The following is a 25,291-nucleotide window of genomic DNA, read 5'->3' as shown; positions in this document are numbered from 1 at the left end:
ACCTCGCGTGCGTGCAGTGATGGTTCGGCGATCGCGAGGTACCCCCCCTCACTGATCCCGGAGTGGGACACACATTAGGGGGATGGTCCGACAATCTCAGCGTGAATTCCCGCGCCCCCGAGGCGGTTATCGGAAGCGCAGGAAGCGAGGTGGCACCGCGTCCACCAGCCACACCCCATTGGCGCTGATCCGGAAGACGTGCCCGGCCTCGCGCATCGCCGCCGCGTCGACGCTGAGGACCACCGGCCGGCCGCGCCGTGCGCCCACCCGGGTCGCCGTCTCCCGGTCGGGGGACAGGTGGACGTGGTGGCGGGCCATCGGGCGCAGGCCCTCGGCGCGGATCGAGTCCAGGGCCGCGGCGACGGTGCCGTGGTACAGGTACGCGGGCGGTTCGGCTTCCGGAAGATCGAGGTCCACGGGCACGGTGTGCCCCTGGCTGGCGCGGATCCGGGTGCCGTCGACGGCGAACCGCTGCTTATCGTTGGTCGCGACGACGTGGTCGAGCTCGGCGCGGGTGAAGTGGAATCCGTGCGAAGCGGCCGCCCGCAAGAGATCGTCGATCTCCACCCAGCCCTGGGGATCGAGCACCAGTCCGATCCGTTCCGGCTGATGCCGCAGGTGTTTCGAGACGTATTTGGACACCTTCACAGTGCGTCTTTCATCCATAAGCCCAGCGTGCCGGTCGGAGGACCTTCCGAAAAGGGATTTTCGTGGTGCCGGGCGGCGGTGGACGCAGCTATCGTTTTTCCAAGATACGGAATACATTTTCCGCTGCCACTTCTGCCCAGGGGGAGAAACCATGACAGCCCGTACCTCTCTGCCACGCCGCGCAGCCGCCGAGATCATCGGAACCGCTGGTCTCCTCGTGGTCGTGATCGGTTCCGGAATCAAGGCCGCCCAGCTCAGCTCCGACACGGGCGTGGCCCTCATGGCCAACTCGCTCGCCTCGGCCATCGGCCTCGGGCTGATCATCACCCTCCTCGGGCCGCTGTCCGGCGCCCACCTCAACCCGGTGGTCACCCTCAGCAGCTGGTGGGCCCGGCGCACCAGCGGTGACGGGCTCAGTGGCCGCGAAGCCATCGTGTACACGGCAGCCCAGATAGTGGGGGCCATCGCAGGCGCCGTCATCGCCGAACTCATGTTCGATCGCACCCCGGGCACCTTCGCCACCCAGGTCCGGGACGGCGGGGATCTGCTCTTCGGTGAGGTGATCGCCACGGCCGGGCTCGTGCTGGTCATCCAGGGCCTGGGGCGCATCGGGCGCCCGAGGCTCATCCCGGCCGCGGTCGCCGCCTACATCGCCGCCGCGATCTGGTTCACCTCCTCCGGGTCCTTCGCCAACCCGGCCGGCACCATCGGGCGGTCCTTCAGCGACTCCTTCACGGGTATCGCGCCGGAGTCGCTGCCCGGATTCGTCGCCGCCCAGCTGATCGGCGGGGTCCTTGGTCTTGCCCTCGCGGGCATCCTCTACGGAAGCGCGCGCACCCCCAAGACGGTGTCGGCCGAGATCGTGCCGACCGGAACCACCCCGGCCAAGGAGGCGTTCGAGACCATCGGTTGAGACGCCCGCTCCGTTGCCCACAGGCAAACCGGACTTGTCCACAGCCGATTGGGCTGGTTTTGACGGCAAACGCGTGACCCGCCCTGTGGACTACTGAACGGGCAGGCGCACACCCTTCCGTACGCCCTTCCGTACGCCCTACCGCTCACCCCTGCGCGCCAGATCGTTCATCGTCCGGGCCTGGAGCTCCCGCTCCGTCGCGGCCCGGACGAACTCCGCGACGTGCTCCGCGCCCACCAGCTCCTGTACCGCCCGCACGGTCCCGGCGGGCAGCGCCACCGGTGACGGGCCCGACGGCTGGGGCGCGCCGGCCGCCCCCAGGTGCCGCTGCAGGTGCCGGGTCGCGAACAGCCGCATCGCCCGCGCCAGCTCCGCGTCCACCGTCTGCTGCGCCAGTGGCCGCAGCCGCCGCACCATCGTCGCCGCCTCCGCCGCGTCCGCGTCGGTCGGCGGCACCTGCCCGAGGTAGCGGGCGAAGACGTGCTCGGTGGTGAACTCCAGGAACCGCGAAGCGATGTGCTCGACCTGCCCGCGCAGTTCCCGCAGGTGCCCGGTGATCGCCGGCAGCGGCACCCCGGCCGCGTACAGCTCGGCGGCCACGGCCAGCTCCTGCGGGGAGGGCACCAGGAACTGGTCCGGGCGCCCCGGGATCCGCTCCAGCACCCCCAGCTCGCACGCCTCGCCCACGGCGTCGTCGTCGGGCTTGCCGCCGAACCGTTCGTTCAACTCCTCCCGGGTGATCCGGGCCGCTTCCTCGTCGGTCCACGGCCCGTGCACCTCGGCGACCAGTCCCAGTACGCCGCCCAGCCCGCGCCCGGCGTCCCAGGCCTCCAGCAGCTCCTTGATGGAGGCCAGCGTGTAGCCGCGGTCCAGCAGGTCCGCGATCTGGCGCAGCCGCGCCAGATGCGTGTCCCGGTAGACGTTGGAGCGGCCGCGCCGCTCCGGCTTCGGCAGCAGACCGCGGTCCTGGTACGCACGGATCGTGCGCACCGTCGCCCCGCTGTGGTGCGCCAGATCCTCGATCCGGTACTCGGCTACCGCCTGATCGGACAATCCCGGCTCCCTACGACATCGCGGCTCGGCCGACCGCGCCCGCCGCGGTCCGGGCGGCAGGTGAAGCCGCAAGGTACTCGACCGCCCTGCGCAGCGAGCCCTCCTGCGAGGGATGGTACGACCGCCGGAAGTAGCGGGGTATGGCCGTGCCGAGCTCTCTCCACGTGGGAAGCAGCCCCTTGGCCACCGCCCGGTTGTGCGCGCGCAGCGAATAGCGCCCCCGACCGCCCAGTCGGGGGTCGTTGCGCATGAGGTACGAGGCCCCCCACACCCACAGCCAGGCCAGTACGGGCGCGACCACGACCATCCCCTCGATGCGCCGCGCGTACCGGGGCAGGCCGGTTCCGCCGCAGTGCTGGTACATGTCGAAGGCGACGGAGCGGTGCTCCACCTCCTCCGCGCCGTGCCAGCGCAGCAGATCCAGCATGATCTCGTCCGCGCCGGCCCGGTCGAGCCCCTCGGCGCGCAGTACCCAGTCCCCGAGGACCGCCGTGAACTGCTCGATCGCGGCGACCAGCGCGAGCCGGAAGCGCAGCCACTCCTGAGCCGTGATCGGCGCCCCGAAGGGCGGGGTCTCCCCGAGCAGCTTCTCGAAGAGGAAGTCCACGTGCCGCGTGTACGCCTCCGTCGGCAGCCGCTGCTCGGCGAGGTGGTCCAGTACGTAGGAGTGCTGCACGCTGTGCGTGGCCTCCTGGCCCATGAACCCCTTGACGTCGTCCCGCAGCGTGGGGTCCGTGACCAGGGGCAGGCCCTCCTTGAAGACCTTCACGAACCACCGCTCCCCGGCGGGCAGCAGCAGGTGCAGCACGTTGATGACGTGGGTGGCGGTGGGCTCGTCGGGTATCCAGTGCAGCGGGGTGGCCTTCCAGTCGAAGGACACCCGGCGCGGGGCGATCGCGTACGGGGCCGCGCCGCCCGGACGCCCGGCCCCGCTCACAGCTTGGGCTCCAGCCTCGCGATGCGCCGCAGGGTGCGCGGCGCGAACCGGGACATCCACAGGGCGCCCTTGGACTCGGGGGTCACCGGCACCACGGCCTCGTTGCGCACGACGGCCCGCAGGATCGCGTCGGCGACCTTCTCCGGCGGGAAGTTGCGCAGCCCGTACAGCCGGGAGGAGCGCTCCTGGCGGCGCTTCTCCTCGGCCGCGTCCACCCCGGCGAAGCGCGAGGTGGCGGTGATGTTGGTGTTGACGATCCCGGGGCAGATCGCCGAGACGCCGATCGACTTCGAGGCCAGTTCCGCGCGCAGGCACTCCGACAGCATCAGCACCGCGGCCTTCGAGGTGCTGTAGGCGGGCAGGGTCCTGGAGGGCAGGTAGGCGGCGGCGGAGGCGGTGTTGACGATGTGTCCGCCCTGACCGCGCTCGGCCATCTGCTTCCCGAAGATCCGGCAGCCGTGGATGACACCCCACAGATTGACGTCGAGGACCTTCTTCCAATCCTCGGCGCTGGTGTCGAGGAAGGCCCCGGACAGGCCGATCCCCGCGTTGTTGACCAGGACGTCCACGATCCCGTACTCGGCGGCGACCTTCGCCGCGAGCTTCTCCATCGCCTGCTCGTCGCTGACGTCCGCGCACTCGCCCCAGGCCTCGGGGGCGCCGACGAGGCGGGCCATGTCGGCCGTGCGCGCCGCGCCCTCGCCGTCCCGGTCCACCGCCACCACCCGGGCCCCGGCCTCGGCGAAGGCGAAGGCGGTGGCCCGGCCGATGCCGCTGGCCGCTCCGGTCACCAGCACCAGCTGGCCGCCGAAGCGGTCGGCGTACTTGCCCGGGGCCTTCAGCTCCGGTGCCCGCGTCGCCGGCTCCTCCCGGGCGGAGACGAACTCGGTGATCCAGGCCGCGAGCTGGTCGGGGCGGGTCCGCGGCACCCAGTGCTTGGCGGGCAGGGTCCGGCGCAGCAGGTCCGGCGCCCACCGCTCCAGGTCGTCGTAGAGCCGCTCCGAGAGGAACGCGTCCCCGGTCGGAGTGATCAGCTGTACCGGTGCGTGCGCGAAGGCGTCCGTGCGCGGCCTGCGCAGGCGGGGTCGCACGTTGTCCCGGTAGAGCCAGGCGCCGTGCGCCGCGTCCGAGGGCAGCGAGGCCGTCGGGTAGGCCCCGGCGGGGATCTTCTCGACGCGTTCCAGCATGGCCGGCCACCGCTTGCCGAGCGGCCCGCGCCAGGCGAGCTCCGGCAGAACGGGCGTGTGCAGCATGTACACGTACCAGGACTTGGCGCCCTGGCCGAGCAGCTGCGCCGCGCGGCGCGGGGTCGGCCGCGTCATCCGCTTCTTGATCCAGTGCCCGAAGTGGTCGAGGGACGGCCCCGACACCGAGGTGAAGGAGGCGATCCGGCCCTCGGTGCGGGCGACCGTCGCGAACTCCCAGCCCTGCACCGAGCCCCAGTCGTGGCCGACCAGGTGCACCGGCCGGTCCGGGCTGACGGCGTCCGCCACGGCCAGGAAGTCGTCGGTCAGCTTCTCCAGGGTGAAACCGCCGCGCAGCGGCCGCGGAGCGCTGGAGCGCCCGTGCCCGCGTACGTCGTACAGCACCACGTGGAAGCGCTCCGCGAGCCGCTCGGCGACCTCCGACCAGACTTCCTTGCTGTCCGGGTAGCCGTGCACGAGCACCACGGTCGGCCGGTCCGCGTCGCCGAGCTCGGCGACGCACAGCTCGATGCCGCCGGTCCTCACCCAGCGCTCGCGCGCGCCGTCCGCTCCCGCCGCGCCCGTTCCGCCGGTGCCGTTCATCCCGTTCATGCCGCTCATGCTGCCTTCTCCTCGGCCCAGCGCCGCACGTGCGGCAGATCGTCGTCCAGCCAGAACGCGCTCTCCTCGGGATCCCGGGAGTCGGTGACGACCAGGATCTCCTCGAACTTCGCCCCCGTACCCCGGAAGCCCAGGTGCGGCTCCACTGCCCACAGGCCCGGCTGCGGCGGATGGTCGGAGAAGTGGTACGGACTCCACAGCGGGGACCAGCCCTCACGGTGACCGTGCAGTGCGTCACTGGCCAGCCCCTTGAGGGACTGGGTGCCGAAGCCGAACGCGGTCGGCGACCAGCGCCGCTCCTTGACCCGGTCGATCTTGTGGGCGATGACGCCGAAGGGGTACGCGCGGTGCCGGTTGGCGTACCCCTGCCGGTTCATCAGCCGCTCGACGTTCTCGTAGATCTCGCGCAGCGAGCGGCGCTCCCGCACCTGCTCCAGGATCAGCACGCGGTGTTCGCGGAGGTCGGACATGAGCCGGTCCTGCACCGGGTTGAGCCCGAGGCTGCCGGAGTACCCGATGTCGGCCGCGTACCCCTTGAAGACCGGAGCCATGTCGAGGATGAACGGCATCCCCGGCTCCAGCTTCCGGTTGGTCGGGAAGAACTGCAGCGGGATCTTGAAGTTCGCGAACGCGGTGCGGTCCCCGAACCAGGCGAACGGCAGGTGGAACCAGTCCCGCACGCCCCGCTCGCGCAGCCACTCGCGCTGCATCCGCGCGGCTTCGCGCTCGGTCACCCCGGGCCGCAGCTGCGCCGCGACGGCCTCCGCGCACTCGTAGGAGAGGCGTTGCACTTCCCTGAACCCGCGCAGGTCGGCCGTGAGTCGCGCGGTGCGTTGCTTGGTGTCCCCAGCCATGCCAGCAGTCCGTCCCTGTAGCCGTACGCGCCCGTAAGTTGACACTGATGAATGTGACAATGCCTGGAGATCACGTCAAGGCCCGTGCACGGACCTGTGGACAAACTTGTCCGGGTCGACTCCTCGGCGTCGACTCGTCCGCGCCGACTTGTCCCGGTCACATCAGCCTCCAGTACGGGTACATACGCCGGAAGGCGGAGACGGGATCCAGCTCAAGGTCTGACGTTTCGCGAGGGCCGCGCCACTAACGTCGAAGCCGTGACTGTCATCGCGACCGAAAGCCTGAGCAAGCGGTACCCCCGAGTGACCGCCCTCGACCGGCTCTCCCTGGACATCGGGCCTGGTGTGACCGGCCTCGTGGGTGCCAACGGAGCCGGCAAGTCCACGCTGATCAAGATCCTGCTGGGACTGTCCCCCGCCACCGAGGGCAGCGCCGCCGTGCTCGGCCTCGACGTCAATACGCATGGCAGCGCCATTCGTGAACGCGTCGGCTACATGCCCGAGCACGACTGCCTGCCACCCGACGTCTCGGCCACCGAGTTCGTCGTCCACATGGCCCGCATGTCCGGGCTGCCGCCGACCGCCGCCCGTGAGCGCACGGCCGACACCCTGCGCCACGTCGGGCTGTACGAGGAGCGCTACCGCCCCATCGGCGGCTACTCCACCGGCATGAAGCAGCGCGTCAAGCTCGCCCAGGCGCTGGTCCACGACCCCCAACTGGTCCTGCTCGACGAGCCGACCAACGGCCTGGACCCGGTCGGTCGCGACGAGATGCTCGGCCTGATCCGCCGCGTCTACACCGACTTCGGCATCTCCGTCCTGGTCACCTCCCACCTCCTCGGCGAGCTGGAGCGGACCTGCGACCACGTCGTGGTCGTCGACGGCGGCAAGCTGCTGCGCTCCAGCTCCACCAGCGACTTCACCCAGACCACCACGACCCTCGCGGTCGAGGTCACCGACTCCGACGCCCACCCGGACGGCACCGCCGCTCTGCGCAAGGCGCTCGCAGCGGCCGGCCTCACCCTCCACGCGGGCGAGGAGCAGGGCCTGCCCGGCGCCGGCCACATCCTCCTCGTCGAGGCGGAAGGCGAGCACGCGTACGACACCGTCCGCGACACCGTCGCCGACCTCGGTCTCGGCCTGGTCCGCATGGAACAGCGCCGTCACCACATCGCGGAGGTCTTCCGCGACAACGACCAGCCCTCGCACCTCGTCCAGCAGAAGGGAGCCGGTTCCGATGGCGCCTGACACCTCGACCCAGATCCACAACATCGGCTACCGGTCCTACGACGGATCCCGGCTCGGCCGCGCCTACGCCCGCAAGTCGCTGTTCTCGCAGTCGCTGCGCGGCGCCTACGGACTCGGCCGCTCCGCCAAGTCGAAGGTCCTGCCGATGATCCTCTTCGCGGTGATGTGCGTCCCCGCGCTGATCCTCGTCGCGGTCGCCATCAACCTGCCCGGCTCCACCGATCTGCCGATCAAGTACACGACGTACGCCGTGACCACCCAGGTGGTCATCTACCTCTACCTCGCCTCCCAGGCCCCGCAGTCCGTCTCGCGGGACCTGCGCTTCAAGACGGTGCCGCTCTACTTCTCGCGGCCCATCGAGCGCGTCGACTACGTCGTGGCCAAGTTCGCGGCCATGGCCTCGGCCCTGTTCGTCCTCACCGCCACACCGCTGCTGATCCTGTGGATCGGCGCGCTCCTGGCGAAGTTCGACTTCGCCGACCAGACCAAGGGATTCGGGCAGGGACTCGTGTCGGTTCTGCTGCTGTCGCTGCTCTTCGCCGGCCTCGGCCTCGTCATGGCCGCGCTCACCCCGCGCCGCGGGTTCGGCGTCGCCGCCGTCATCGCCCTGCTGCTCATCCCCTACGGCGCGGTCACCGCGGTGCAGGGCGTGGCCTACTCCACCGGGAACACCGGGGCCATCGAGTGGATGGGCCTGTTCTCCCCGATCACCCTCCTCGACGGCCTGCAGACGGCCTTCCTCGGCGCCGACTCCGCCTTCCCCGGCGGCGAGGGCCCGTCGGCCGGCGTCGGTGTCGCCTACCTCCTCGTCATCCTCGGCCTCATCGCCGGCTCCTACGCCGCCCTGATGGCCCGCTACCGGAAGGCCGGGCTGTGAGCATCATCGACATCGACCACACCTCCCGCTGGTTCGGGAACGTCGTCGCCGTCAACGACGTGACCATGCGCATCGGCCCCGGCGTCACCGGACTGCTCGGCCCCAACGGCGCCGGCAAGTCCACCCTCATCAACATGATGGGCGGCTTCCTCGCCCCCTCCACGGGCACCGTCACCCTCGACGGCGCACCGATCTGGCGCAACGAGCAGGTCTACAAGCAGGTCGGCGTCGTGCCCGAACGCGAGGCCATGTACGACTTCCTCACCGGCCGGGAGTTCGTCGTCGCCAACGCCGAGCTGCACGGGCTCGACGACGCGGCAGCCCGGCGGGCGCTCGCCACCGTCGAGATGGAGTACGCCCAGGACCGCAAGATCTCCACCTACTCCAAGGGCATGCGCCAGCGCGTGAAGATGGCCTCCGCCCTCGTCCACGACCCGTCCGTACTGCTCCTGGACGAGCCGTTCAACGGCATGGACCCGCGCCAGCGCATGCAGCTGATGGACCTGCTGCGGCGCATGGGCGACGAGGGACGCACCGTCCTGTTCTCCTCCCACATCCTGGAGGAGGTCGAGCAGCTCGCCTCGCACATCGAGGTCGTCGTCGCCGGCCGGCACGCGGCCTCCGGCGACTTCCGCAAGATCCGCCGCCTCATGACGGACCGCCCGCACCGGTACCTGGTCCGTTCCTCCGACGACCGGGCCCTCGCCGCGGCTCTGATCGCCGACCCCTCCACCGCCGGCATCGAGGTCGACCTGAAGGAAGGCGCGCTGCGCATCCAGGCCGTCGACTTCGGCCGCTTCACCGAGCTGCTGCCCCGGGTGGCCCGGGAGCACGGCATCCGTCTCCTGACGGTCTCGCCTTCCGACGAGTCCCTCGAGTCGGTCTTCTCGTACCTCGTCGCGGCCTGAAAGGAGCTGGCACCCATGTACAACCCCACCGTTGCCCGGCTCACCTACCGGGCCCTGCTCGGCCGACGCCGCGCGCTGATCCTCTTCGCGCTGCCCGCCCTGCTGATCGTCATCGCGATCGCCGTGCGCGCCTTCGCCGGAGTGGACGACAAGGTCGCCGCGGACCTCCTCGGAGGCTTCGCCCTCGCGACCATGGTTCCGCTGATCGGTGTGATCGCGGGCACCGGCGCCATCGGCCCGGAGATCGACGACGGCTCGATCGTCTACCTTCTCGCCAAGCCGGTGAAGCGGCCGACGATCATCATGACCAAGCTGACCGTGGCCATCGCCGTCACCATGGCCTTCTCCGCGATCCCCACCCTGATCGCCGGGTTCATCCTCAACGGCAACGGTCAGCAGATCGCCGTCGCCTACACCATCGCCGCCCTCGTCGCCTCGATCGCCTACAGCGCGCTGTTCCTGCTGCTCGGCACCGTCAGCCGGCACGCGGTCGTCTTCGGCCTGGTCTACGCCCTGATCTGGGAGTCGCTCTTCGGCAGCCTGGTCGACGGAGCCAAGACCCTCAGCGTCCAGCAGTGGGCCCTCGCCCTCGCCGAGAAGGTCGCCGGCCCGGGCTACGTCGACGCCACCGTGGCCCTGCCCACCGCGGCCGTCCTGCTCGCCGCGGTCACCGTGGGCGCCACCCTCTACGCGGGCCAGAAGTTGCGGCGCCTCACCCTGGCGGGCGAGGAGTAGGTCCGTAGGACACAGGCCCGCAGGACCGCTTCGTACACCGTGCCCCGCCCGGCTCATTCGGCCAGGCGGGGCACAGGTTTACGGGGCATCATCGGTTCATGATCGAGCACCCCGACCCGGAGCCGTCCAGGCCCCTGCGGTCCTGGATACGTTCCTCGCCCGGAACGCACATCTGGCTGCTGATCATCGCCGTCACCAGCATCATCGTCGCGATCGCGCCCGACCAGCTTGAGCGCGTCCTGCTGCACCGCAACAGCAGCAACATCCACCAGCTCGTCAAATACCCCGTCCGGGCGCTCCTCAGCAGCGCGTTCTGGATCGAGAACCCGGCCTCGCTGGCCCTCTACGCCGTCCTCTTCGAGGCCTTCCACGCCCCCGTCGAACGCTGGCTCGGCACCCTGCGCTGGCTCGCGATCGTCGCGACCGCCCACATCGTCGCCACCCTGGTCAGCCAGAAAGTCCTCCTGATGGCCATTCAGGCCCACGAAGCACCGCGCAGCATGACCCATGTCGTCGACATCGGCGTCAGTTACGGACTGGCGGCGGCAGTCGGAGTCCTGACCTACCGGCTCCCCACCCCCTGGCGGTGGTTCTACCTTGCCGGCGCCGTCGCCTTCTTCGGTCTCCCCCTCGCCACCGGCGGCACCTTCACCGACCTCGGCCACGCCATCTCGCTCGCCGTCGGCCTGCTCGCCTGGCCGCTGACCCGCCACGTTGTTTCACGTGAAACAGGACCCCTGTTTCACGTGAAACGTGACTAGCCGCCTTCCACTTCGGGCTGCGCGATACCGTGTTCCCACGCCCACGCGGCGATCCCCACCCGGTTCCGGGCCCCGAGTTTCGCCTGGACATTCGCGATGTGGGTCTTCGCCGTCCCCGCACTGATGAACAGCTCCGTGCCGATCTCCGCGTTGGTCAGCCCCCGCGCCACCAGGCGCACGATCTCCAGCTCGCGGCCCGTCAGCGGATGCGCGGCGGGCCGGGCGGCGGGTCCTGCCTGCGTCAGCCGGCTCAGCAGCCGCACCGTGATCTGCGGACTGATCAGCGTGTCACCGGCCATCGCGGCCCGCACGCCCTCGATCAGCAGCGTCGGCCCGGACCGCTTCAGCAGGAAACCGCAGGCACCGTTGCGCAGTGCGGTGTGCACGTACTCGTCCAGGTCGAAGGTGGTCACGACCAGCACCCGCGTCTGCGGCGCCAGCAGCCGGGTCACCTCCAGCCCGTCCAGGCGCGGCATCCGGATGTCCGCCAGCACCACGTCCGGCCGCAGCTCTCGGGCCAACGCCACCGCGCTCTCACCGTCCGCTGCCTCGCCCACCACGGTCATGTCCGGCTGCGAATCCAGGATCAGCCGGAAGCCGCTGCGGATGTCCTCTTGGTCGTCGGCTATCAGGATGCGTGTGGTCACGCCGCCATGATCACCCCTGGGGCGCGGGCGCCGCCGGGAACACCGCCGAAACCAGCCACCCGCCGTCCGCGCTCGCTCCCGCCCGCAACGTCCCGCCCGCCGCCTCCACTCGTCCGCGCAGACCCGCCAGCCCCGTCCCGCCCCGGCGCCTGCGCCCCAGCCCCAGCAGTCCGCCCGCGCCCCGAGCCGGCGCGGAGTTGGCCACGCTGAGCTCTATGTCCGCTCCCGCCCGCCGTACGGAGACCCGCACCTCGGCCGCCCCGGGCGCGTGCCGGCGTACGTTCGTCAAAGCCTCCACGGCCACCCGGTACGCGGTGGTGTCCGCCTCCCGCGACAGTTCCCCCGCCACCGCCGGGTCCGCGTCCAGGGCGCCGCCCTCGAACCGCTCCACCAGCCCGGGCAGTTGCGCCAGACCCGGCACCGGAGCCAGGGGCCGGTCCGCCGCCTCCTGCAGCGCGTGCACCGTACGGTCCATCGACGCCAGCGCGCTCAGCCCCGCCGCTTCGATCCGTTCCAGCGCGAGGACCGCTTGACCGGGATCCCCCGCGGCCACGAACCGGGCCGCCTGCGCCCGCACCACGATGGCGCTCACGTCGTGCGCCACGAAGTCGTGCAGATCCCGCGCCAGTTCCAACTGCTGGTCGCGCCGCGCATCCCGTACGGCCCGCCGCAGCCGACCCGCCTGGCGGCGCAGGTAGCCGCCGGCCAGCGCGGCCCCGAGCGCGGGCATCGCCCAGAACGCCGCGGCCCCGCAGGCCTCCAGCCACGATCCCGTCTCCCACACCAGCGGGACCGGCCACAGCGCGACGGCCGCCACGCCCAGGGTGCCCGCGACGGTACCCGAACGCACGGGAGACCAGCGGGCCACGAGACCGAGCAGGGGCAGCAGGAGACAGACCCAGAGCAGCATCCATGACGCGGGCGCGTGCAGGAACGGCGCGGCGATGCCGACGACCGCAGCCGAGACCAGCAACGGGGCATACGCGCCACGGGGGTTCACGGTCATGAGGCCGACCCTATGAGCCCCTGCTCGGGTGGGCCATCTGCCGTTCGGCAGAGGCGGTCGATCCGGCATCACCGCGGACCTGCTGATCGGCCGATGGTTCACGGGAGCCTTGCGGACGAGGCTGGAGACATCACCGACCGCCTCCCGAACAGGACTTGACGATGCCTGCAGATGCCACCACCGCAACCGCAACCGCCGGCGTCCGCGCCACGGCCACCGTTGCCACCGTCTCGCCCTGGATCCGGCGGACGGCCCATGCCGCCGCGCTCACCGTGCTCCCGAGCTGCCTGTGGCGGCTGGTGATGGCCACGGGCATCCCGCTCGGCTTCGGTGTGGGCAGCCCGCACCACCACTCCCGGTTTCCGGGCTGGGGATCCCTTTACCTGGTCGTCCTCTGCATCTTCCAGGAGCTGCTGGGGCTGGCGGCCCTCGGGCTGGTCCAGCGTTGGGGCGAAGAGGTCCCCCACTGGGTTCCCTGGCTAGGCGGGCGCCGCATTCACCGCCTGCTGGTCGTGATCCCCTTCGCCTTCGCGACGATCGCCGTCACCGCCATCACCTTGGCTTCGGCCTGGTTCTGGAACGGCGTCAACGCGGCCGATCCGACCGCACCGCGCGGGATCGGCTACTGGGCCATGACCCTGCCCTACACCCCCATGCTCCTGTGGGGCCCGCTCCTCGGGGTCGTGACCGTCGCCTACTGGCGCCGGCGCAGGCTCCACGGCTGACGCACGGAAAATCGCTGGTACGGGGAGTGCGCCGGGGGCAGAGTGAGCAGTGCGGGGAGCAACAAAAGGTCCGGGGCAGCCACTTCGAGCGCGCCATCTGGCGCGGGCTGCCCCGGACCTCTTGTTCTTCGTACCTCGTACGCGCTACGCCGCGCCCAGCAGACGCTCCAGCACCACCGCGATGCCGTCCTCCTCGTTGGAGGTCGTCACCTCGTCGGCCACCGCCTTGAGCTCCGCGTGGGCATTGGCCATCGCCACCCCGTGTGCGGCCCAGCCGAACATCGGGATGTCGTTGGGCATGTCACCGAAGGCGATCGTGTCCGCCGCCTTGACCCCCAGCCGGCGGGCGGCCAGTGACAACCCCGTGGCCTTGGTCAGCCCCAGCGGCAGGATCTCCACGATGCCGGGACCCGCCATCACGATGTCGACCAGACTGCCCGCGATCTGCCGGGCCACCTGGACGAGCGCGTCGTCGTCCAGCCCGGGGTGCTGGATGTACAGCTTGTTCAGCGGAGCCGTCCACACGGCGGCGGTGTCCTCCAGGTAGAGGGCCGGGAGGCCCTCCTGCACCTGGTAGCCGGGCCCGAAGAGGACCTCGCCGTCGACCCCGTCCCGGCTGGCCGCCAGGGCCAGCGGACCGACCTCGGCCTCGATCTTCGACAGCGCCAGAGCGGCCAGCTGCCGGTCCAGCGTCACCGAGGTCAGCAGCCGGTGCGCGCCGGCGTCGTAGACCTGGGCTCCCTGCCCGCACACGGCGATCCCCTTGTATCCGAGATCGTCCAGCACGTGCCGGGTCCACGGCACGGCCCGGCCGGTGACGACGATGTGCGCCGCGCCCGCCGCGGTGGCCGCGACGAGTGCTTCACGGGTGCGTTCCGAGACGGTGTCGTCGCCACGCAGCAGCGTGCCGTCGAGATCGGTCGCGACGAGCTTGTACGGGAACGGGGCCGGGCTCACTTGGTGATCGGCTCCAGGACCTCGCGGCCGCCGAGGTACGGACGCAGCACCGCAGGCACCCGCACCGAACCGTCGGCGAGCTGGTGGTTCTCCAGGATCGCGACGATCGTGCGCGGCACGGCGCACAGCGTGCCGTTCAGCGTGGACAGCGGCTGGGTCTTCTTGCCGTCGCGGTAGCGGATCGACAGGCGGCGGGCCTGGAATCCGTCACAGTTCGAGGCGGAGGTCAGCTCGCGGTACTTGCCCTGCGTCGGGATCCACGCCTCGCAGTCGAACTTGCGCGAGGCGGAGGCGCCCAGGTCGCCGGTGGCGACGTCGATCACCTGGAACGGCAGCTCCAGGCTGGTCAGCCACTGCTTCTCCCACTCCAGGAGCCGCTGGTGCTCGGCCTCGGCGTCCTCCGGCGCGACGTACGAGAACATCTCGACCTTGTCGAACTGGTGGACGCGGAAGATGCCGCGGGTGTCCTTGCCGTACGTACCGGCCTCGCGGCGGAAGCACGGCGAGAAGCCGGCGTACCGCAGCGGCAGCTTGTCCGCGTCGATGATCTCGTCCATGTGGTACGCGGCGAGCGGGACCTCGGAGGTGCCGACCAGGTAGAAGTCGTCCTTCTCCAGGTGGTAGACGTTCTCCGCTGCCTGGCCGAGGAAGCCGGTGCCCTCCATGGCGCGCGGGCGGACCAGCGCCGGGGTCAGCATCGGGATGAAGCCGGCCGCGGTGGCCTGTGCGATCGCCGCGTTGACCAGGGCGAGCTCCAGCAGGGCGCCCACACCGGTCAGGTAGTAGAAGCGCGAGCCCGACACCTTGGCGCCGCGCTCGACGTCGATGGCGCCCAGCGACTCGCCGAGCTCCAGGTGGTCCTTGGGCTCGAAGCCCTCGGCGGCGAAGTCACGGATGGTGCCGTGCGTCTCCAGGACGGTGAAGTCCTCTTCGCCGCCGACGGGGACGTCCTCGTGCACGATGTTGCCGAGCTGGAGGAGCAGCCGCTTCGCGGCCTCGTCGGCCTCGTTCTGCTCGGCCTCGGCGGCCTTGACGTCCTGCTTGAGCTGTTCGGCCTTCTTCAGCAGCTCTGCCCGCTCCTCGGGGGAGGCCTTGGGGATGAGCTTGCCGAGCGACTTCTGCTCATTGCGCAGTTCGTCGAAGCGCATGCCTGAGGACCTGCGGCGCTCGTCGGCGGAGAGCAGTGCGTCGACGAGTTCGACGTCCTCTCCACGGGCGCGCTGCGAGGCGCGGACACGGTCAGGGTCTTCACGGAGCAGCCGGAGGTCAATCACCCCTCCAGGCTACCGGGCTGGGGTTCCTGGGATCACACCGATATCACGCTGCGTGTCGCTATGTCCCAATTGCGGCGAATGGATAAGTCTTGGCGGTCGGCCGGAAGTGATCCTTCTCGGGTGGTCGATAAAAGCGTCCCATTCTCCGAAAAGGGACACAACGCCGGCGGCCGGTCGGGCCCTGAGCAGGGCCGGAGGTCGTTCTTGTCCACAGGAATTCGCAGCGCCCCGATCTTATCCACAGGCTGTGTGCCGCATCTGTGGACACGGAAATAGATCATTCCCGACCGGTGGGCGGCTGGGGTGAATCAGGGTTCAAACCACCCTCACACACTCATTCGGGTGGGAATGACTCGCCCCAAAGAGTTGATCGGTGATACGGGGGTGACGCCGTTCACCTTCCGCTCTCCAGCGCGAAACCTGAGCCCTGCGACCGATATGTCGACCTTGTCGGGCCGCTCTGTCGACTTGTCCCCAGGCCGGCCTCTCGACCTGTGGATAACTCTGTGGACAGTGGAGGGAAGGCTACGCCCGGCCGTCGAGGCAGCGGGTCAGCCAGTCGGAGGCGGCCGTGAAGTCACCATCGGAGGTGCCCGGCCTGGGTGTACGGACGTCACCCTGAGCGACACCGGCCCGCGGGTAGGAACCGAGGAAGCGGACCTGGGGGCAGGTCCGCTTGAGGCCCATGAGGGCCTCGCTCACCCTCCGGTCGGAGATGTGTCCCTCGGCATCGACGGCGAAGCAGTAGTTGCCGATGCCCGCACCGGTCGGCCGGGACTGGATCAGCATCAGGTTGACCCCGCGCACGGCGAACTCCTGGAGCAGCTCCAGCAGCGCACCGGGGTGGTCGTCGCCGAGCCACAGCACGACGGAGGTCTTGTCCGCGCCCGTCGGGGCGGCGGGCCGGGCGGGGCGCCCGACGAGCACGAACCGGGTCTCGGCGTTCTCGGCGTCGTGGATCTCGGTGACCAGCGGCACGAGGCCGTAGGTGGCGGCCGCGAACTCGCCGGCGAAGGCCGCGTCGAAGCGCCCTTCCTGGACCAGCCGGGCGCCGTCGGCGTTGGAGGCGGCCGACTCCCACGCCGCGTCCGGCAGGTTCGCCCGCAGCCAGTTGCGCACCTGAGGCTGGGCCACCGGGTGCCCGGTGACGGTCTTGACGTCGGACAGGGCCGTCCCGGGCCGTACGAGCAGCGCGAAAGCGATGGGCAGCAGCACCTCGCGGTAGATCATCAGCGGTTCGCCCGAGGCGAGCTCGTCGAGGGTGGCGGTCACCCCGCCCTCGACCGAGTTCTCGATCGGGACGAGGGCGGCAGCGGCCTCGCCGTTGCGCACGGCGTCCAGGGCCGCCGGGACGGACACCATCGGGACGAGCTCCCGGGTGGCGGCTTCCGGGAGCGTGCGCAGGGCGGCTTCGGTGAAGGTGCCCTCGGGACCGAGATACGTGAAGCGAGTGGCCGACATGCGGTCAGCCTAATGCCGGGGTGCTCGCCTCCGGGGTGCCGTTCACCCTTCGAGCAGCCGCTGTCCCACGTACTCTCCGGCGCGCGGGCCGGGCGGGACGGCGTACAGGCCGCTGGACTCGTGCCGGATGAACTCCGACAGCGCGTCGCCGCGGTCGAGCTTGCGCTGGACGGGTACGAAGCCGCGCAGCGGATCGGCCTGCCAGCAGATGAAGAGGAGCCCGGCGTCGGGGGTGCCGTCGGTGCCGATCCCGTCGTGGAAGGAGAAGGGGCGCCGCAGCATGGCGGCCCCGCCGTTCTGTGCGGGGGCGGAGATCCGGGCGTGGGCGTTGGACGGGATGACGGGCTTGCCGTCGGCCCCGAGCTTGTCCAGTGCCATCGGGGTGGTCTCGGTGCCGCCGGTCAGCGGGGCGCCGGTGGCCTTCGTGCGGCCGATGACCTGCTCCTGCTGTGCGAGCGACTGCTTGTCCCAGTCGTCGAGGAGCATGCGGATGCGTCGGACGACGGCGTAGGAGCCCCCCGCCATCCATGCGTGTTCGGCAGGGCCGGGGCCGGCGTCGGGGACGAAGATCCGCTTGTCGAAGTCGGGCTGAGCGGGCTTCGGGTTGCCGGTTCCGTCGATCTGGCCCATCAGGTTGCGGGCGGTCGTCGGGGTGCCGGTGGCGCCGGGGGACCGGTTGAAGCCGTTCATCTGCCAGCGGATCCGGGCGGCCTCACCCGCGTCCTTCTGTAGGGCGCGCAGGGCGTGGAAGGCGACGAGTCCGTCGTTCGCGCCGATTTGGATCCACAGGTCGCCGTTGCTGCGCTGGGGGTCGAGGTGGTCGGAGGAGAAGTCCGGCAGCGGGTCGAGAGCGGCGGGGCGGCGGGCGGTGAGCCCGGTGCGGTCGAAGAAGGAGTGGCCGAAGCCGAAGGTGATGGTGAGGGAAGACGGGCCGGCGTCCAGGGCGATGCCGCTGTCGGAGCTCGCGGCGGTCTCGCCCGCCATCAGCCGTCGTGCCGTGTCGGACCAGCGGCGCAGCAACGCGGTTGCCTCGGTGCGGCCGGCCCCGGCGGCCAGGTCGAAGGCGAGGACGTGGCCCTTGGCCTGGAGCGGAGTGGTGATGCCGGCCTGGTGGTCCCCGTGGAACGCGACCTGGGTGGCGCCGAGGGAGGACAGGCTCCCGGCACTGCCGGAGGCGGAGCCGCTCCCCGAGTCGGCGAGTGCGGAGTGCGCGAGGGCGCCGCTTGTGGCGCCGAGCGCGAGGCCCGCGGCGCCTGCGGCGCCGACGGTGCCCAGCAGTCGGCGCCGGGAGATCTCGATGTCGGGGTTGCTCTCGGTCACGCTGGTCAGCCGATCTTCACGGTCTTCTGGACGGTCGTCTGGTCGATGTCGGAGGTGCGTACGGTCACGTCGATGCGCCATTCGCCGGCGAGCGGCAGCTGGACGCCGGACGCGGTCCAGTGTCCGGGGGCGGCACGGTCGGGGACGAGTGGCAGGGGGCCGATGTCCTTGGCGGGGAGGGTGAAGGCGACCTTGACCTCGGGGAGGTCGAGGGGCTTGCCGTCGCCGGACTCGGCCCACAGGTGCAGGGTGTTGGCGCCGATCCGGCCCGGGTCGAGCTCCAGGCGGACGGATCCCTTGCCGTCCGGGCCGCCGGTGTCGAACGGCAGAGTGATCTTGACCGCGCGGTCGGGGACGGCGGGGGCGGCGGAGCCGCGGCCCGTCTCCCGCTCCACGGTGCGCCCGGGCTCGGTGCTGGTGAGGATGGTGGTGACGGCAAGCAGGACCACGGCGACAGCGGCCTCGCCCAGGACGGAGCGGCGCAGACCGGCTCGGTCCGGGTCCGCGTCGCGGACCTGCTTCTCGCGCGCGCTCTCGCGGGCGGCGCGCTGGCGGGCCAGCTGGGCCGCTCGCTTGGGGTCGGCCGGAACGGTGACGGATTCGGTTTCACGTGAAACGTCGGTGGTGGCCGTTTCACGTGAAACATCGTGGGCCTCCACCTCGGCTGCCCGGGTGTCGGCGAGCCGGCCGGTCCACTTGCGGGACAGGTAGGCGAGGGCGACGAGGACGGCGACCAGGCCGACCTTTACCAGCAGCAGCCGTCCGTAGTCGGTGCCGGTGAGTGCGGACCAGCTGCCGACCTGGCGCCAGGACTGGTATACGCCGGTGACGGTGAGCACCAGGACGCTGACGAAGCCGATCTTGGAGAAGCGCTGGACGGCATCGCGCTCGATCCCGGGGACCTTGTACAGGGCGACGAGGAGGGCGGTGAGGCCGCCGAGCCAGGTGGCCACGGCCAGCAGGTGGAGGATGTCCGCGGGCATGGCGATGCCGGGCTGGATGCCGGTGGAGGCGTGCTCGGACAGGGCCCAGGTGGCGGCGATGCCGGCGGAGACGACCGCACCGCCGATGGCCAGCCCGAAGGTGAGGTCGTCGACGTCCCGTACGTCCTCCGATTCGTCCTCCGAGGCCTGCCCCGAGCCGTGCTCCGCCCCCTCTTCGGCGCTTTCGGATCCTTCCTGGCGGCGGGCGTAGACACCGAGCAGGACCGCGATGAAGAGGGCGGCGGCGCCCAGCAGGAGCAGCCGGGAGACGAGCGACGCGCCGGTCTTGGTCGACAGGACGGCCCGCAGCCCGTCGAGGTCGAAGACGTCGCCGAACTTCCCGGACCCGGTGTAGGGGGCGCGGAGGACCAGCATCACGAGGGTGGCGGCGGTCAGGGTGACCCAGGCCCGCACGATGAGCTTCTGGAGCGGCCGCTGCGCGGCGCCCCGGCGCCAGCACAGCAAGATGAAGGCGGCGGCGCCGACGAGCACGGTGAAGCCCGCGTAGGCGGCGTAGCGGGCGATGCCGTAGGCGATGCCCACCGGGCCGCCTCCCGCCTGTTGGGTGGGGAGGGTGACGGTGGTGGCGGAGGGGGCGCCGATGGAGAAGGTGAAGGCGCCGGAGATCGGGTGGCTGTCGGCGGAGACGGCCTGCCAGGCGACGGTGTACGTGCCGTTGGGCAGTCCGGCGCGCAGCGCGGTGCCGTAGCGGATGGTGTTCCCGCTGCACAGGTCGTGCAGTTCGCCGGTGTCCACGCGTTTGCCCTGGGGGTCCAGGACGCGGATGGAGTCGGCGCCCATGGCGACCTGCTCAGAGAAGGAGAGCGTGACCTGGGCGGGGGCCGTGGCGACCACCGCCCCGTCCTTGGGGTCGCTCGCGGTGAGTGCTGCGTGTGCCGTGGCCGGGGCGGCCGCGGTGAACAGGGTTGCCAGCAGGGCTGCGAGGACCAGCGCGAGCCGCGGCAGCAGTGCCGTGGCGCGGACGCGGGCCGCGGAGGGGGCGGGGGCGGTGGTCGTCATGGCGTGTCAGTCCCTCGGTGCGGGTCCGTCAGTGACCGGTGCTGTTCTGGGCGTTGTACGTCCGTTCCTTCACGTCCAGCTCGACCTTGACCGGGTCGGCCTTCTCGAAGTGCAGCTCGACCGTGACCTTGTCGCCGACCGTCGGGGTGTTCTTGAGCCCCATGAACATGACGTGGTTGCCGCCGCGTTCCAGCTTGAGTTCACCGTTGGCAGGTACGTCCATGGAGGGGACCTGCTGCATCTTCTGGTCTTTGGTCTCGTGGATCTGCAGATCGTCGGAGAGCGGGGAGGTGACGCCGGTGAGCTTGTCGGCGGTCTTGGAGTCGTTCTTGATGACCATGAAAGCGCCGGCCATCTTGTCGTTGACGGGCTGGGGCATGTAAGCGCCGCTTACCGTCATCCGCGGCTTGCCGTCCCCGGAGTCGCCCGAGTCCGAGGAACAGCCGGATATGGCGAGCGCTGCCGTCAGGGAGAGGGCGGCGGCGAGGGTGCGGGTGGTGCGGGCGTTCACGGGTTCTCTCCCTTGATGAGCTTCGGCAGGTCCTTGGCGTAGTCGTCGACGGTGGTGCCCTCGCCGTAGAGGACGTAGCCCTCGTCGGTCTTGGGCGAGAACGCGATGACCTGGGCGCCGTGCATGGAGACGACGCCGCCGTCGGCCTCCTTCTTGGCGGCCTCGATGCCGATGCCGAGCGAGCGCGCGGCGGCCTGGATGGTGGCGAAGTCCCCGGTGAGTCCGACGAAGGACGGGTCCTGGGACTTGAGCCACGAGCCGAGGGATTCGGGAGTGTCCCGTTCGGGGTCGGTGGTGACGAAGACGACCCGGAGGTTGTCCTGGTCGGCCTTGGGGAGTGCCTTCTTGGCGACGGCGATGTTGCTCATCGTCAGCGGACACACGTCCGGGCAGTTGGTGTAGCCGAAGTAGATGAGCGTCGGCTTGCCCTTGGTCTGCTCGCGCAGGTTCCACGGTTTTCCGGTGGTGTCCGTGAGGACGAGCTCCGGCTTGGTGAAGGGGCGGTCCAGCACCGTCGCGGCCTTGGCGTTGCTCTGGCCGCCGGAGATCTGGGTGACCGAGCCGGTCTTGGCGGGGTCGCCGCCGCAGGCGGTGAGGGTGAGTGCGGCCGCCGCGAGAAGGGCGGCGACCGTCACACGTGTGGTGCGCATGAAGAGGTGTCCCTGTGATCGGGGATGGTTCGGAGGTGTCAGGCGGAGCGGCGGCGCGAGGCGACGCCGAAGGCGACACCACCGAGCCCGACGAGGATGCCGGCGATGCCGAGGGCGCGCGCCGTGTTGTCGGCGCCGTGCTTGGCGTCGGCCGTGTCGTGGCTGTGCGCCGCGTCCTTGTCGTTCTTCGCGTCCTTGGCGTTCTTGTCGTCACCGTGGTGGTCGGCGGCCTTGGCGGCGGTCAGCTTCAGCACGGGCGCCGGGTTCTGCGGTTCCGCGGCTCCGTCCTTGGCCTCCTCGATCCAGCGGACGACCTCGCCGTTGTCGTAGGTCTGGATGGACTTGAAGACCATCTGGTCCGCGTTCTCGGGCAGCTTGCCCACGGAGAGCGGGAACTGCTGGAACTTGCCGGGCTCGATCTTGCCGCCGGTCCAGGTCACCTTGGTGACGACCTCGTTGACCTGCTTGCCGTGCACGGTCAGTGGCTTGTCGAGCTTGGTCTTCTCGACGGTGGACGTCCAGCCGGGGATGTCCTGCGGCATGACGGACGTGAGCGGCTGGTCGGTCGGGAAGTTGACCTCCAGTTGGGTGGTCGAGGCGTTGTCGCGCTCGTTCGGGACCTTGAAGTTGAGCGTCGCGTAGCCGCCCTTGGCAGCCTCTCCGACGGGCTGTACGCCGACGTGGGCGAAGGCGGTACCGGACAGGACGAGGACGGTACCGGCGGCGAGGGCGGCGGCGAAGGAGACGCGAGAGGTCTTCATGGCAGAAACACTCCACGGAAGCAGTGGTGACGGTGGCTCCGCGCACGGGCGCGCGCGGAGTTCGCGGCACCGGTGCTCCCGTCGTGTGTCCCGGGGAGGAGGGTGCCGCGTCAGGCTGCGAGGGCGAGTGCCGTGGGTGGCCCGCGCCTGATCACCGTGTGCTGGAGTGCCTCGCGACCGGTGGCGGCCGCGGGGTCGGCTGCGGTTCGCGGGGTCTGTCCGGCAAGGGCCGGCGCGTCGGGAAGTCCGGCGCCCAGGGCCCGTACGAGGGCCAGCGCGGCGCGCAGCGGGCGCACCGGGGCGGCTTCGGCGGAGAGCCGGGACAGTTCGACGAGCCGGAAGAGCGCGGCGTCACCGCGGCCGAGCAGCCAGCCGGCGGCGAGCGCGGCCAGCAGGTGGCCGATGAGCATGGCCGGACTGAACAGGCCGGTCGCGGGTGCGGTGGTGGCGGCTTGGGCCAGGTGCGCGTGCGCGGCGTGGCCCTGCGCTGCGAGGTCCCCGGCCTGTCCGGCCTGTGCGGCCAGAGCGGCCGGGTCCAGGCCGGCGGTCTCCAGGATCTGCCGGGCGTCGGCGGGGCTGAGCGGTACGGAGTTGCCCCCGCACACCAGTCGGGCGGCGAGCGCCGCGAGCGAGCCGTCGTCGGAGGCGGCGCCGGCCGGTGCCTGCCCGGCCGGGGCGCTGTGCTGGCCGAGGCCGAACAGCGTGTGCAGGGCGAGTTGTCCCGTGGCGAGCCCGGCGGCGATGCCGGGCAGGGTGCGGCGGCGTCCCGCGAGCGGGGCGGCGACCGAGAAGACCGCGACGAAGCCGAGGCACAGCGACCACCAGGGCACGGTGGCGCAGGACGCCAAGGCGTGCCCGGCCCCGGACAGCACGACACAGACCGCGGTGAACACCGCGGCCCGGATCATCCGGAGGGTGGCTCCGGCGTGCGTGGCGTGGGGGGCAGTCATGGCCGGGCCATCATCGCACTGCGCTTGGGGCCTTCATGCGGCAGGTCCGGAAGGTCCCTTGAGTCCGCTCTGGGGATGGCTTGAGACGGGCCCCGGTGGCGGGGCGGGCGCTCGCATACACCGCTGTCCGGGAGCGCCGCCATCGGCCGAACGGGGGCATTGCGCGCCAGGTCGCCCACGAAGCGCTTACGACCCCTCTTGGGCGGCAATAGGTAACCGTATGAGCATCTGGTGGTCTCTCCACTTGAGGCGCGAAGCCGCGAGCGTGCCGCTCGCCAGGCGACTGCTGCTCGGGACGATGGAGACCGCGGGGGTGGATCCGGACATCTCCTTCGACCTCTCGGTGGCCCTGAGCGAGGCGTGTGCGAACGCGGTGGAGCACGGCGGGCACGGCGATCTTCCGCACGAGACCGAGGCGTACCACGTCACGGCCTATCTGGACGGGGACCGTTGTCGCATCGAGGTGAGTGATTCGGGGCCGGGTTTCCCCGCCGCGACGGTGGCCCGCCGTAGACCCTCCCTGGCCGAGAACGGCCGGGGCCTGCACTTGATCGCGGAGCTCGCCGATCACGTCCGTTTCCGCAACCGACCGGGACGCGGCGCGGTGGTCAGCTTCGACAAGATGCTGAAGTGGCGCGACGACGCGCTGCTCAAAGTCTCCTGACCCCGGGACGGGGTGCGACGTGCCGGTGGGCGGGACCCCGTACGGGATCCCGCCCACCAGGACGTACGAGCGGGGGCATCAGCCCTTGAGGCGCGCCATCCAGGCCTCGACCTCGACCGAGGCGCGGGGCAGCCCGGCCGACAGGTTCCGGTTGCCCTCCTCGGTGACGAGGATGTCGTCCTCGATCCGGACGCCGATGCCGCGGTACTCCTCGGGCACGGTCAGGTCGTCGGTCTGGAAGTACAGACCGGGCTCGACGGTCAGGCACATGCCCGGCTCCAGCGTGCCGTCGACGTACGCCTCGGTGCGCGCGGCCGCGCAGTCGTGGACGTCCATGCCGAGCATGTGGCCGGTGCCGTGCAGGGTCCAGCGGCGCTGCAGGCCGAGCTCCAGGACGCGCTCGACCGGGCCCTCCAGCAGGCCCCACTCGACGAGCTTCTCGGCCAGCACGTGCTGGGAGGCGTCGTGGAAGTCGCGGAACTTCGCGCCCGGCTTGACGGCGGCGATGCCGGCTTCCTGGGACTCGTAGACCGCGTCGTAGATCTTGCGCTGGATGTCGGTGTACGTGCCGTTGATCGGCAGCGTGCGCGTGACGTCGGCGGTGTAGAGGGAGTGGGTCTCCACGCCGGCGTCGAGCAGCAGCAGGTCGCCGGGGCGGACGTCGCCGTCGTTGCGGACCCAGTGCAGGGTGCAGGCGTGCGGGCCGGCGGCGCAGATGGAGCCGTAGCCGACGTCGTTGCCCTCCACACGGGCGCGCAGGAAGAAGGTGCCCTCGATGTAGCGCTCGGAGGTGGCCTCCGCCTTGTCGAGGACCTTCACGACGTCCTCGAAGCCGCGGACGGTGGAGTCGACGGCCTTCTGCAGCTCGCCGATCTCGAAGTCGTCCTTCACGGCGCGGGTCTCGGAGAGGTAGACGCGCAGCTCCTCGTCGCGCTCCTTGGTCACCTTGTCGGTGAGGGCGGACTCGATGACGGAGTCGTGGCCGCGTACGGCGCGAACCGGACCCTCGGCCTCGGTGAGCGCCTCGGCGAGCTCGCGGACGTCCTTGGCCGGGATGCCCAGGAGCTGCTCGGCCTCGGCGAGCGAGTGCCGGCGGCCGACCCACAGCTCGCCCTGGCCGGAGAGCCAGAACTCGCCGTTCTCGCGGTTCGAGCGCGGCAGCAGGTAGATCGTGGCGGTGTGCCCGACCTCCCCGGTGGGCTCCAGGACCAGGACGCCGTTCTCGGTCTGGTCGCCGGTGAGGTAGGCGTACTCGGTCGAGGCGCGGAAGGGGTACTCGGTGTCGTTCGAGCGGATCTTCAGGCGGCCCGCGGGGACGACGAGGCGCTCGCCGGGGAAGCGGGCGGACAGTGCGGCGCGGCGGGCGGCGGTGTGCGCGGCCTGCGCGATGGGCTCCAGCCCGTGCAGCTCGGTGTCGGCCCAGCCGGTGCGCATGCTCTCGGCAAGTTCATCGCTGACGCCCGGGTACAGACCGTTCTTGCGCTGCTTGTGCGTCTTCTTGGGCTGCTCTTCTTCCGGGGTCTCCGGGGTGAGCTCGTCAGCCACGTCTTCTCCTCAGCTACGACAGACACGGACCTGGGTGTGGACCTCATCCATCGTATGTGTGAGCGGAAGGCCCCCGGA

The 25,291-nt window shown here is 70.8% G+C and carries 25 protein-coding genes; 8 read left to right on the top strand and 17 right to left on the bottom strand.

Annotation, left to right across the window (positions count from 1 at the left end):
* Positions 1 to 126: 126 nt before the first annotated feature.
* On the bottom strand, positions 127 to 666 hold the full coding sequence (locus ACFV9H_RS06705; protein WP_385394235.1) for an RNA 2'-phosphotransferase: 540 nt from the start codon (positions 664 to 666) through the stop codon (positions 127 to 129).
* A gap of 133 nt (positions 667 to 799) precedes the next feature.
* Between ACFV9H_RS06705 and ACFV9H_RS06700 the strand changes: the two genes are divergently transcribed.
* Positions 800 to 1,561, top strand: a complete 762-nt coding sequence (locus ACFV9H_RS06700; RefSeq protein WP_385394233.1) for an aquaporin — start codon at positions 800 to 802, stop codon at positions 1,559 to 1,561.
* 138 nt (positions 1,562 to 1,699) lie between these two features.
* On the opposite strand, the gene ACFV9H_RS06695 is transcribed toward ACFV9H_RS06700, so the two are convergent.
* The 4 genes from ACFV9H_RS06695 to ACFV9H_RS06680 are packed head-to-tail and all read right to left on the bottom strand — an operon-like array spanning position 1,700 to position 6,210.
* Positions 1,700 to 2,614 carry a MerR family transcriptional regulator gene (locus ACFV9H_RS06695; RefSeq protein WP_385394230.1) on the bottom strand — a complete coding sequence of 305 codons (915 nt, stop codon included), beginning with the start codon at positions 2,612 to 2,614 and terminating at the stop codon, positions 1,700 to 1,702.
* Between the two features lie 10 nt (positions 2,615 to 2,624).
* Positions 2,625 to 3,551, bottom strand: a complete 927-nt coding sequence (locus tag ACFV9H_RS06690) for a metal-dependent hydrolase (protein ID WP_385394227.1) — start codon at positions 3,549 to 3,551, stop codon at positions 2,625 to 2,627.
* Positions 3,548 to 5,356 carry an SDR family oxidoreductase gene (locus ACFV9H_RS06685; protein ID WP_385394225.1) on the bottom strand — a complete coding sequence of 603 codons (1,809 nt, stop codon included), beginning with the start codon at positions 5,354 to 5,356 and terminating at the stop codon, positions 3,548 to 3,550. The genes ACFV9H_RS06690 and ACFV9H_RS06685 overlap by 4 nt, the downstream gene beginning before the upstream one ends.
* Positions 5,353 to 6,210 (bottom strand): M24 family metallopeptidase, encoded by an 858-nt coding sequence (locus ACFV9H_RS06680; protein ID WP_385394223.1) that lies wholly within the window; start codon positions 6,208 to 6,210, stop codon positions 5,353 to 5,355. Before ACFV9H_RS06680 ends, ACFV9H_RS06685 begins: the two co-directional genes overlap by 4 nt.
* 258 nt (positions 6,211 to 6,468) lie before the next feature.
* Between ACFV9H_RS06680 and ACFV9H_RS06675 the strand changes: the two genes are divergently transcribed.
* The 5 genes from ACFV9H_RS06675 (at position 6,469) to ACFV9H_RS06655 (ending at position 10,739) form a co-directional block, all read left to right on the top strand.
* Entirely contained in the window at positions 6,469 to 7,458 is a 990-nt protein-coding gene (locus ACFV9H_RS06675) for an ABC transporter ATP-binding protein (RefSeq protein ID WP_385394220.1), read from the top strand.
* Positions 7,448 to 8,335, top strand: coding sequence for an ABC transporter permease subunit (locus tag ACFV9H_RS06670; RefSeq protein ID WP_385394218.1), 888 nt, complete (start codon positions 7,448 to 7,450; stop codon positions 8,333 to 8,335). The genes ACFV9H_RS06675 and ACFV9H_RS06670 overlap by 11 nt, the downstream gene beginning before the upstream one ends.
* Positions 8,332 to 9,243: an ABC transporter ATP-binding protein gene (locus ACFV9H_RS06665; protein ID WP_385394215.1), complete on the top strand. Its 912-nt coding sequence runs from the start codon at positions 8,332 to 8,334 to the stop codon at positions 9,241 to 9,243. Before ACFV9H_RS06670 ends, ACFV9H_RS06665 begins: the two co-directional genes overlap by 4 nt.
* Before the next feature lie 15 nt (positions 9,244 to 9,258).
* Positions 9,259 to 9,978 (top strand): ABC transporter permease, encoded by a 720-nt coding sequence (locus tag ACFV9H_RS06660; RefSeq protein ID WP_385394212.1) that lies wholly within the window; start codon positions 9,259 to 9,261, stop codon positions 9,976 to 9,978.
* Between the two features lie 98 nt (positions 9,979 to 10,076).
* Positions 10,077 to 10,739, top strand: a complete 663-nt coding sequence (locus ACFV9H_RS06655; protein WP_385394209.1) for a rhomboid-like protein — start codon at positions 10,077 to 10,079, stop codon at positions 10,737 to 10,739.
* Here the strand turns inward: ACFV9H_RS06655 and ACFV9H_RS06650 are convergent.
* Together ACFV9H_RS06650 and ACFV9H_RS06645 are read right to left on the bottom strand one after the other, a co-directional pair.
* Positions 10,736 to 11,386: a response regulator gene (locus tag ACFV9H_RS06650; RefSeq protein ID WP_385394207.1), complete on the bottom strand. Its 651-nt coding sequence runs from the start codon at positions 11,384 to 11,386 to the stop codon at positions 10,736 to 10,738. The two genes, ACFV9H_RS06655 and ACFV9H_RS06650, sit on opposite strands and share 4 nt — an antisense overlap.
* A 10-nt stretch (positions 11,387 to 11,396) precedes the next feature.
* On the bottom strand, positions 11,397 to 12,392 hold the full coding sequence (locus tag ACFV9H_RS06645; RefSeq protein ID WP_385394204.1) for a sensor histidine kinase: 996 nt from the start codon (positions 12,390 to 12,392) through the stop codon (positions 11,397 to 11,399).
* A 161-nt stretch (positions 12,393 to 12,553) separates the two neighbouring features.
* Between ACFV9H_RS06645 and ACFV9H_RS06640 the strand changes: the two genes are divergently transcribed.
* Positions 12,554 to 13,117 carry a hypothetical protein gene (locus ACFV9H_RS06640; protein WP_385394202.1) on the top strand — a complete coding sequence of 188 codons (564 nt, stop codon included), beginning with the start codon at positions 12,554 to 12,556 and terminating at the stop codon, positions 13,115 to 13,117.
* A 144-nt stretch (positions 13,118 to 13,261) separates the two neighbouring features.
* Here the strand turns inward: ACFV9H_RS06640 and ACFV9H_RS06635 are convergent, their stop codons facing one another.
* The 9 genes from ACFV9H_RS06635 to ACFV9H_RS06595 form a co-directional block, all read right to left on the bottom strand.
* On the bottom strand, positions 13,262 to 14,074 hold the full coding sequence (locus ACFV9H_RS06635) for an HAD family hydrolase (RefSeq protein ID WP_385394199.1): 813 nt from the start codon (positions 14,072 to 14,074) through the stop codon (positions 13,262 to 13,264).
* The gene (gene serS / locus ACFV9H_RS06630; RefSeq protein ID WP_385394196.1) at positions 14,071 to 15,348 is read right to left on the bottom strand and encodes a serine--tRNA ligase; all 1,278 of its coding nucleotides are present in this window, start codon (positions 15,346 to 15,348) and stop codon (positions 14,071 to 14,073) included. Before serS ends, ACFV9H_RS06635 begins: the two co-directional genes overlap by 4 nt.
* 525 nt (positions 15,349 to 15,873) lie before the next feature.
* A complete protein-coding gene (pheA, locus tag ACFV9H_RS06625) occupies positions 15,874 to 16,809 on the bottom strand; it encodes a prephenate dehydratase (RefSeq protein ID WP_385394193.1) in 936 nt (311 codons plus the stop codon).
* Positions 16,810 to 16,851: 42 nt separating this feature from the next.
* A complete protein-coding gene (gene efeB, locus ACFV9H_RS06620) occupies positions 16,852 to 18,138 on the bottom strand; it encodes an iron uptake transporter deferrochelatase/peroxidase subunit (protein ID WP_385394316.1) in 1,287 nt (428 codons plus the stop codon).
* The gene (locus tag ACFV9H_RS06615) at positions 18,135 to 20,132 is read right to left on the bottom strand and encodes a copper resistance protein CopC (protein WP_385394191.1); all 1,998 of its coding nucleotides are present in this window, start codon (positions 20,130 to 20,132) and stop codon (positions 18,135 to 18,137) included. Before ACFV9H_RS06615 ends, efeB begins: the two co-directional genes overlap by 4 nt.
* A gap of 28 nt (positions 20,133 to 20,160) precedes the next feature.
* Positions 20,161 to 20,643 (bottom strand): copper chaperone PCu(A)C, encoded by a 483-nt coding sequence (locus tag ACFV9H_RS06610; RefSeq protein ID WP_385394189.1) that lies wholly within the window; start codon positions 20,641 to 20,643, stop codon positions 20,161 to 20,163.
* Positions 20,640 to 21,293: an SCO family protein gene (locus ACFV9H_RS06605; RefSeq protein WP_385394186.1), complete on the bottom strand. Its 654-nt coding sequence runs from the start codon at positions 21,291 to 21,293 to the stop codon at positions 20,640 to 20,642. Before ACFV9H_RS06605 ends, ACFV9H_RS06610 begins: the two co-directional genes overlap by 4 nt.
* A gap of 38 nt (positions 21,294 to 21,331) precedes the next feature.
* On the bottom strand, positions 21,332 to 22,054 hold the full coding sequence (locus tag ACFV9H_RS06600) for a YcnI family protein (protein WP_385394183.1): 723 nt from the start codon (positions 22,052 to 22,054) through the stop codon (positions 21,332 to 21,334).
* Between the two features lie 110 nt (positions 22,055 to 22,164).
* Positions 22,165 to 23,004, bottom strand: coding sequence for a hypothetical protein (locus ACFV9H_RS06595; RefSeq protein WP_385394180.1), 840 nt, complete (start codon positions 23,002 to 23,004; stop codon positions 22,165 to 22,167).
* A 220-nt stretch (positions 23,005 to 23,224) separates the two neighbouring features.
* Between ACFV9H_RS06595 and ACFV9H_RS06590 the strand changes: the two genes are divergently transcribed.
* Positions 23,225 to 23,668, top strand: a complete 444-nt coding sequence (locus tag ACFV9H_RS06590; protein WP_329382170.1) for an ATP-binding protein — start codon at positions 23,225 to 23,227, stop codon at positions 23,666 to 23,668.
* 78 nt (positions 23,669 to 23,746) lie between these two features.
* Here ACFV9H_RS06590 and ACFV9H_RS06585 read toward each other — a convergent pair whose 3' ends face one another.
* Positions 23,747 to 25,213 carry an aminopeptidase P family protein gene (locus ACFV9H_RS06585; RefSeq protein WP_385394177.1) on the bottom strand — a complete coding sequence of 489 codons (1,467 nt, stop codon included), beginning with the start codon at positions 25,211 to 25,213 and terminating at the stop codon, positions 23,747 to 23,749.
* Positions 25,214 to 25,291: the final 78 nt, after the last annotated feature.

Source organism: Streptomyces sp. NPDC059874, assembly GCF_042731135.1.
GTDB lineage: Bacteria > Actinomycetota > Actinomycetes > Streptomycetales > Streptomycetaceae > Streptomyces.
Note: the sequence above shows the minus strand (reverse complement) of the source record. Positions and strands in the feature narration are given on the sequence as shown.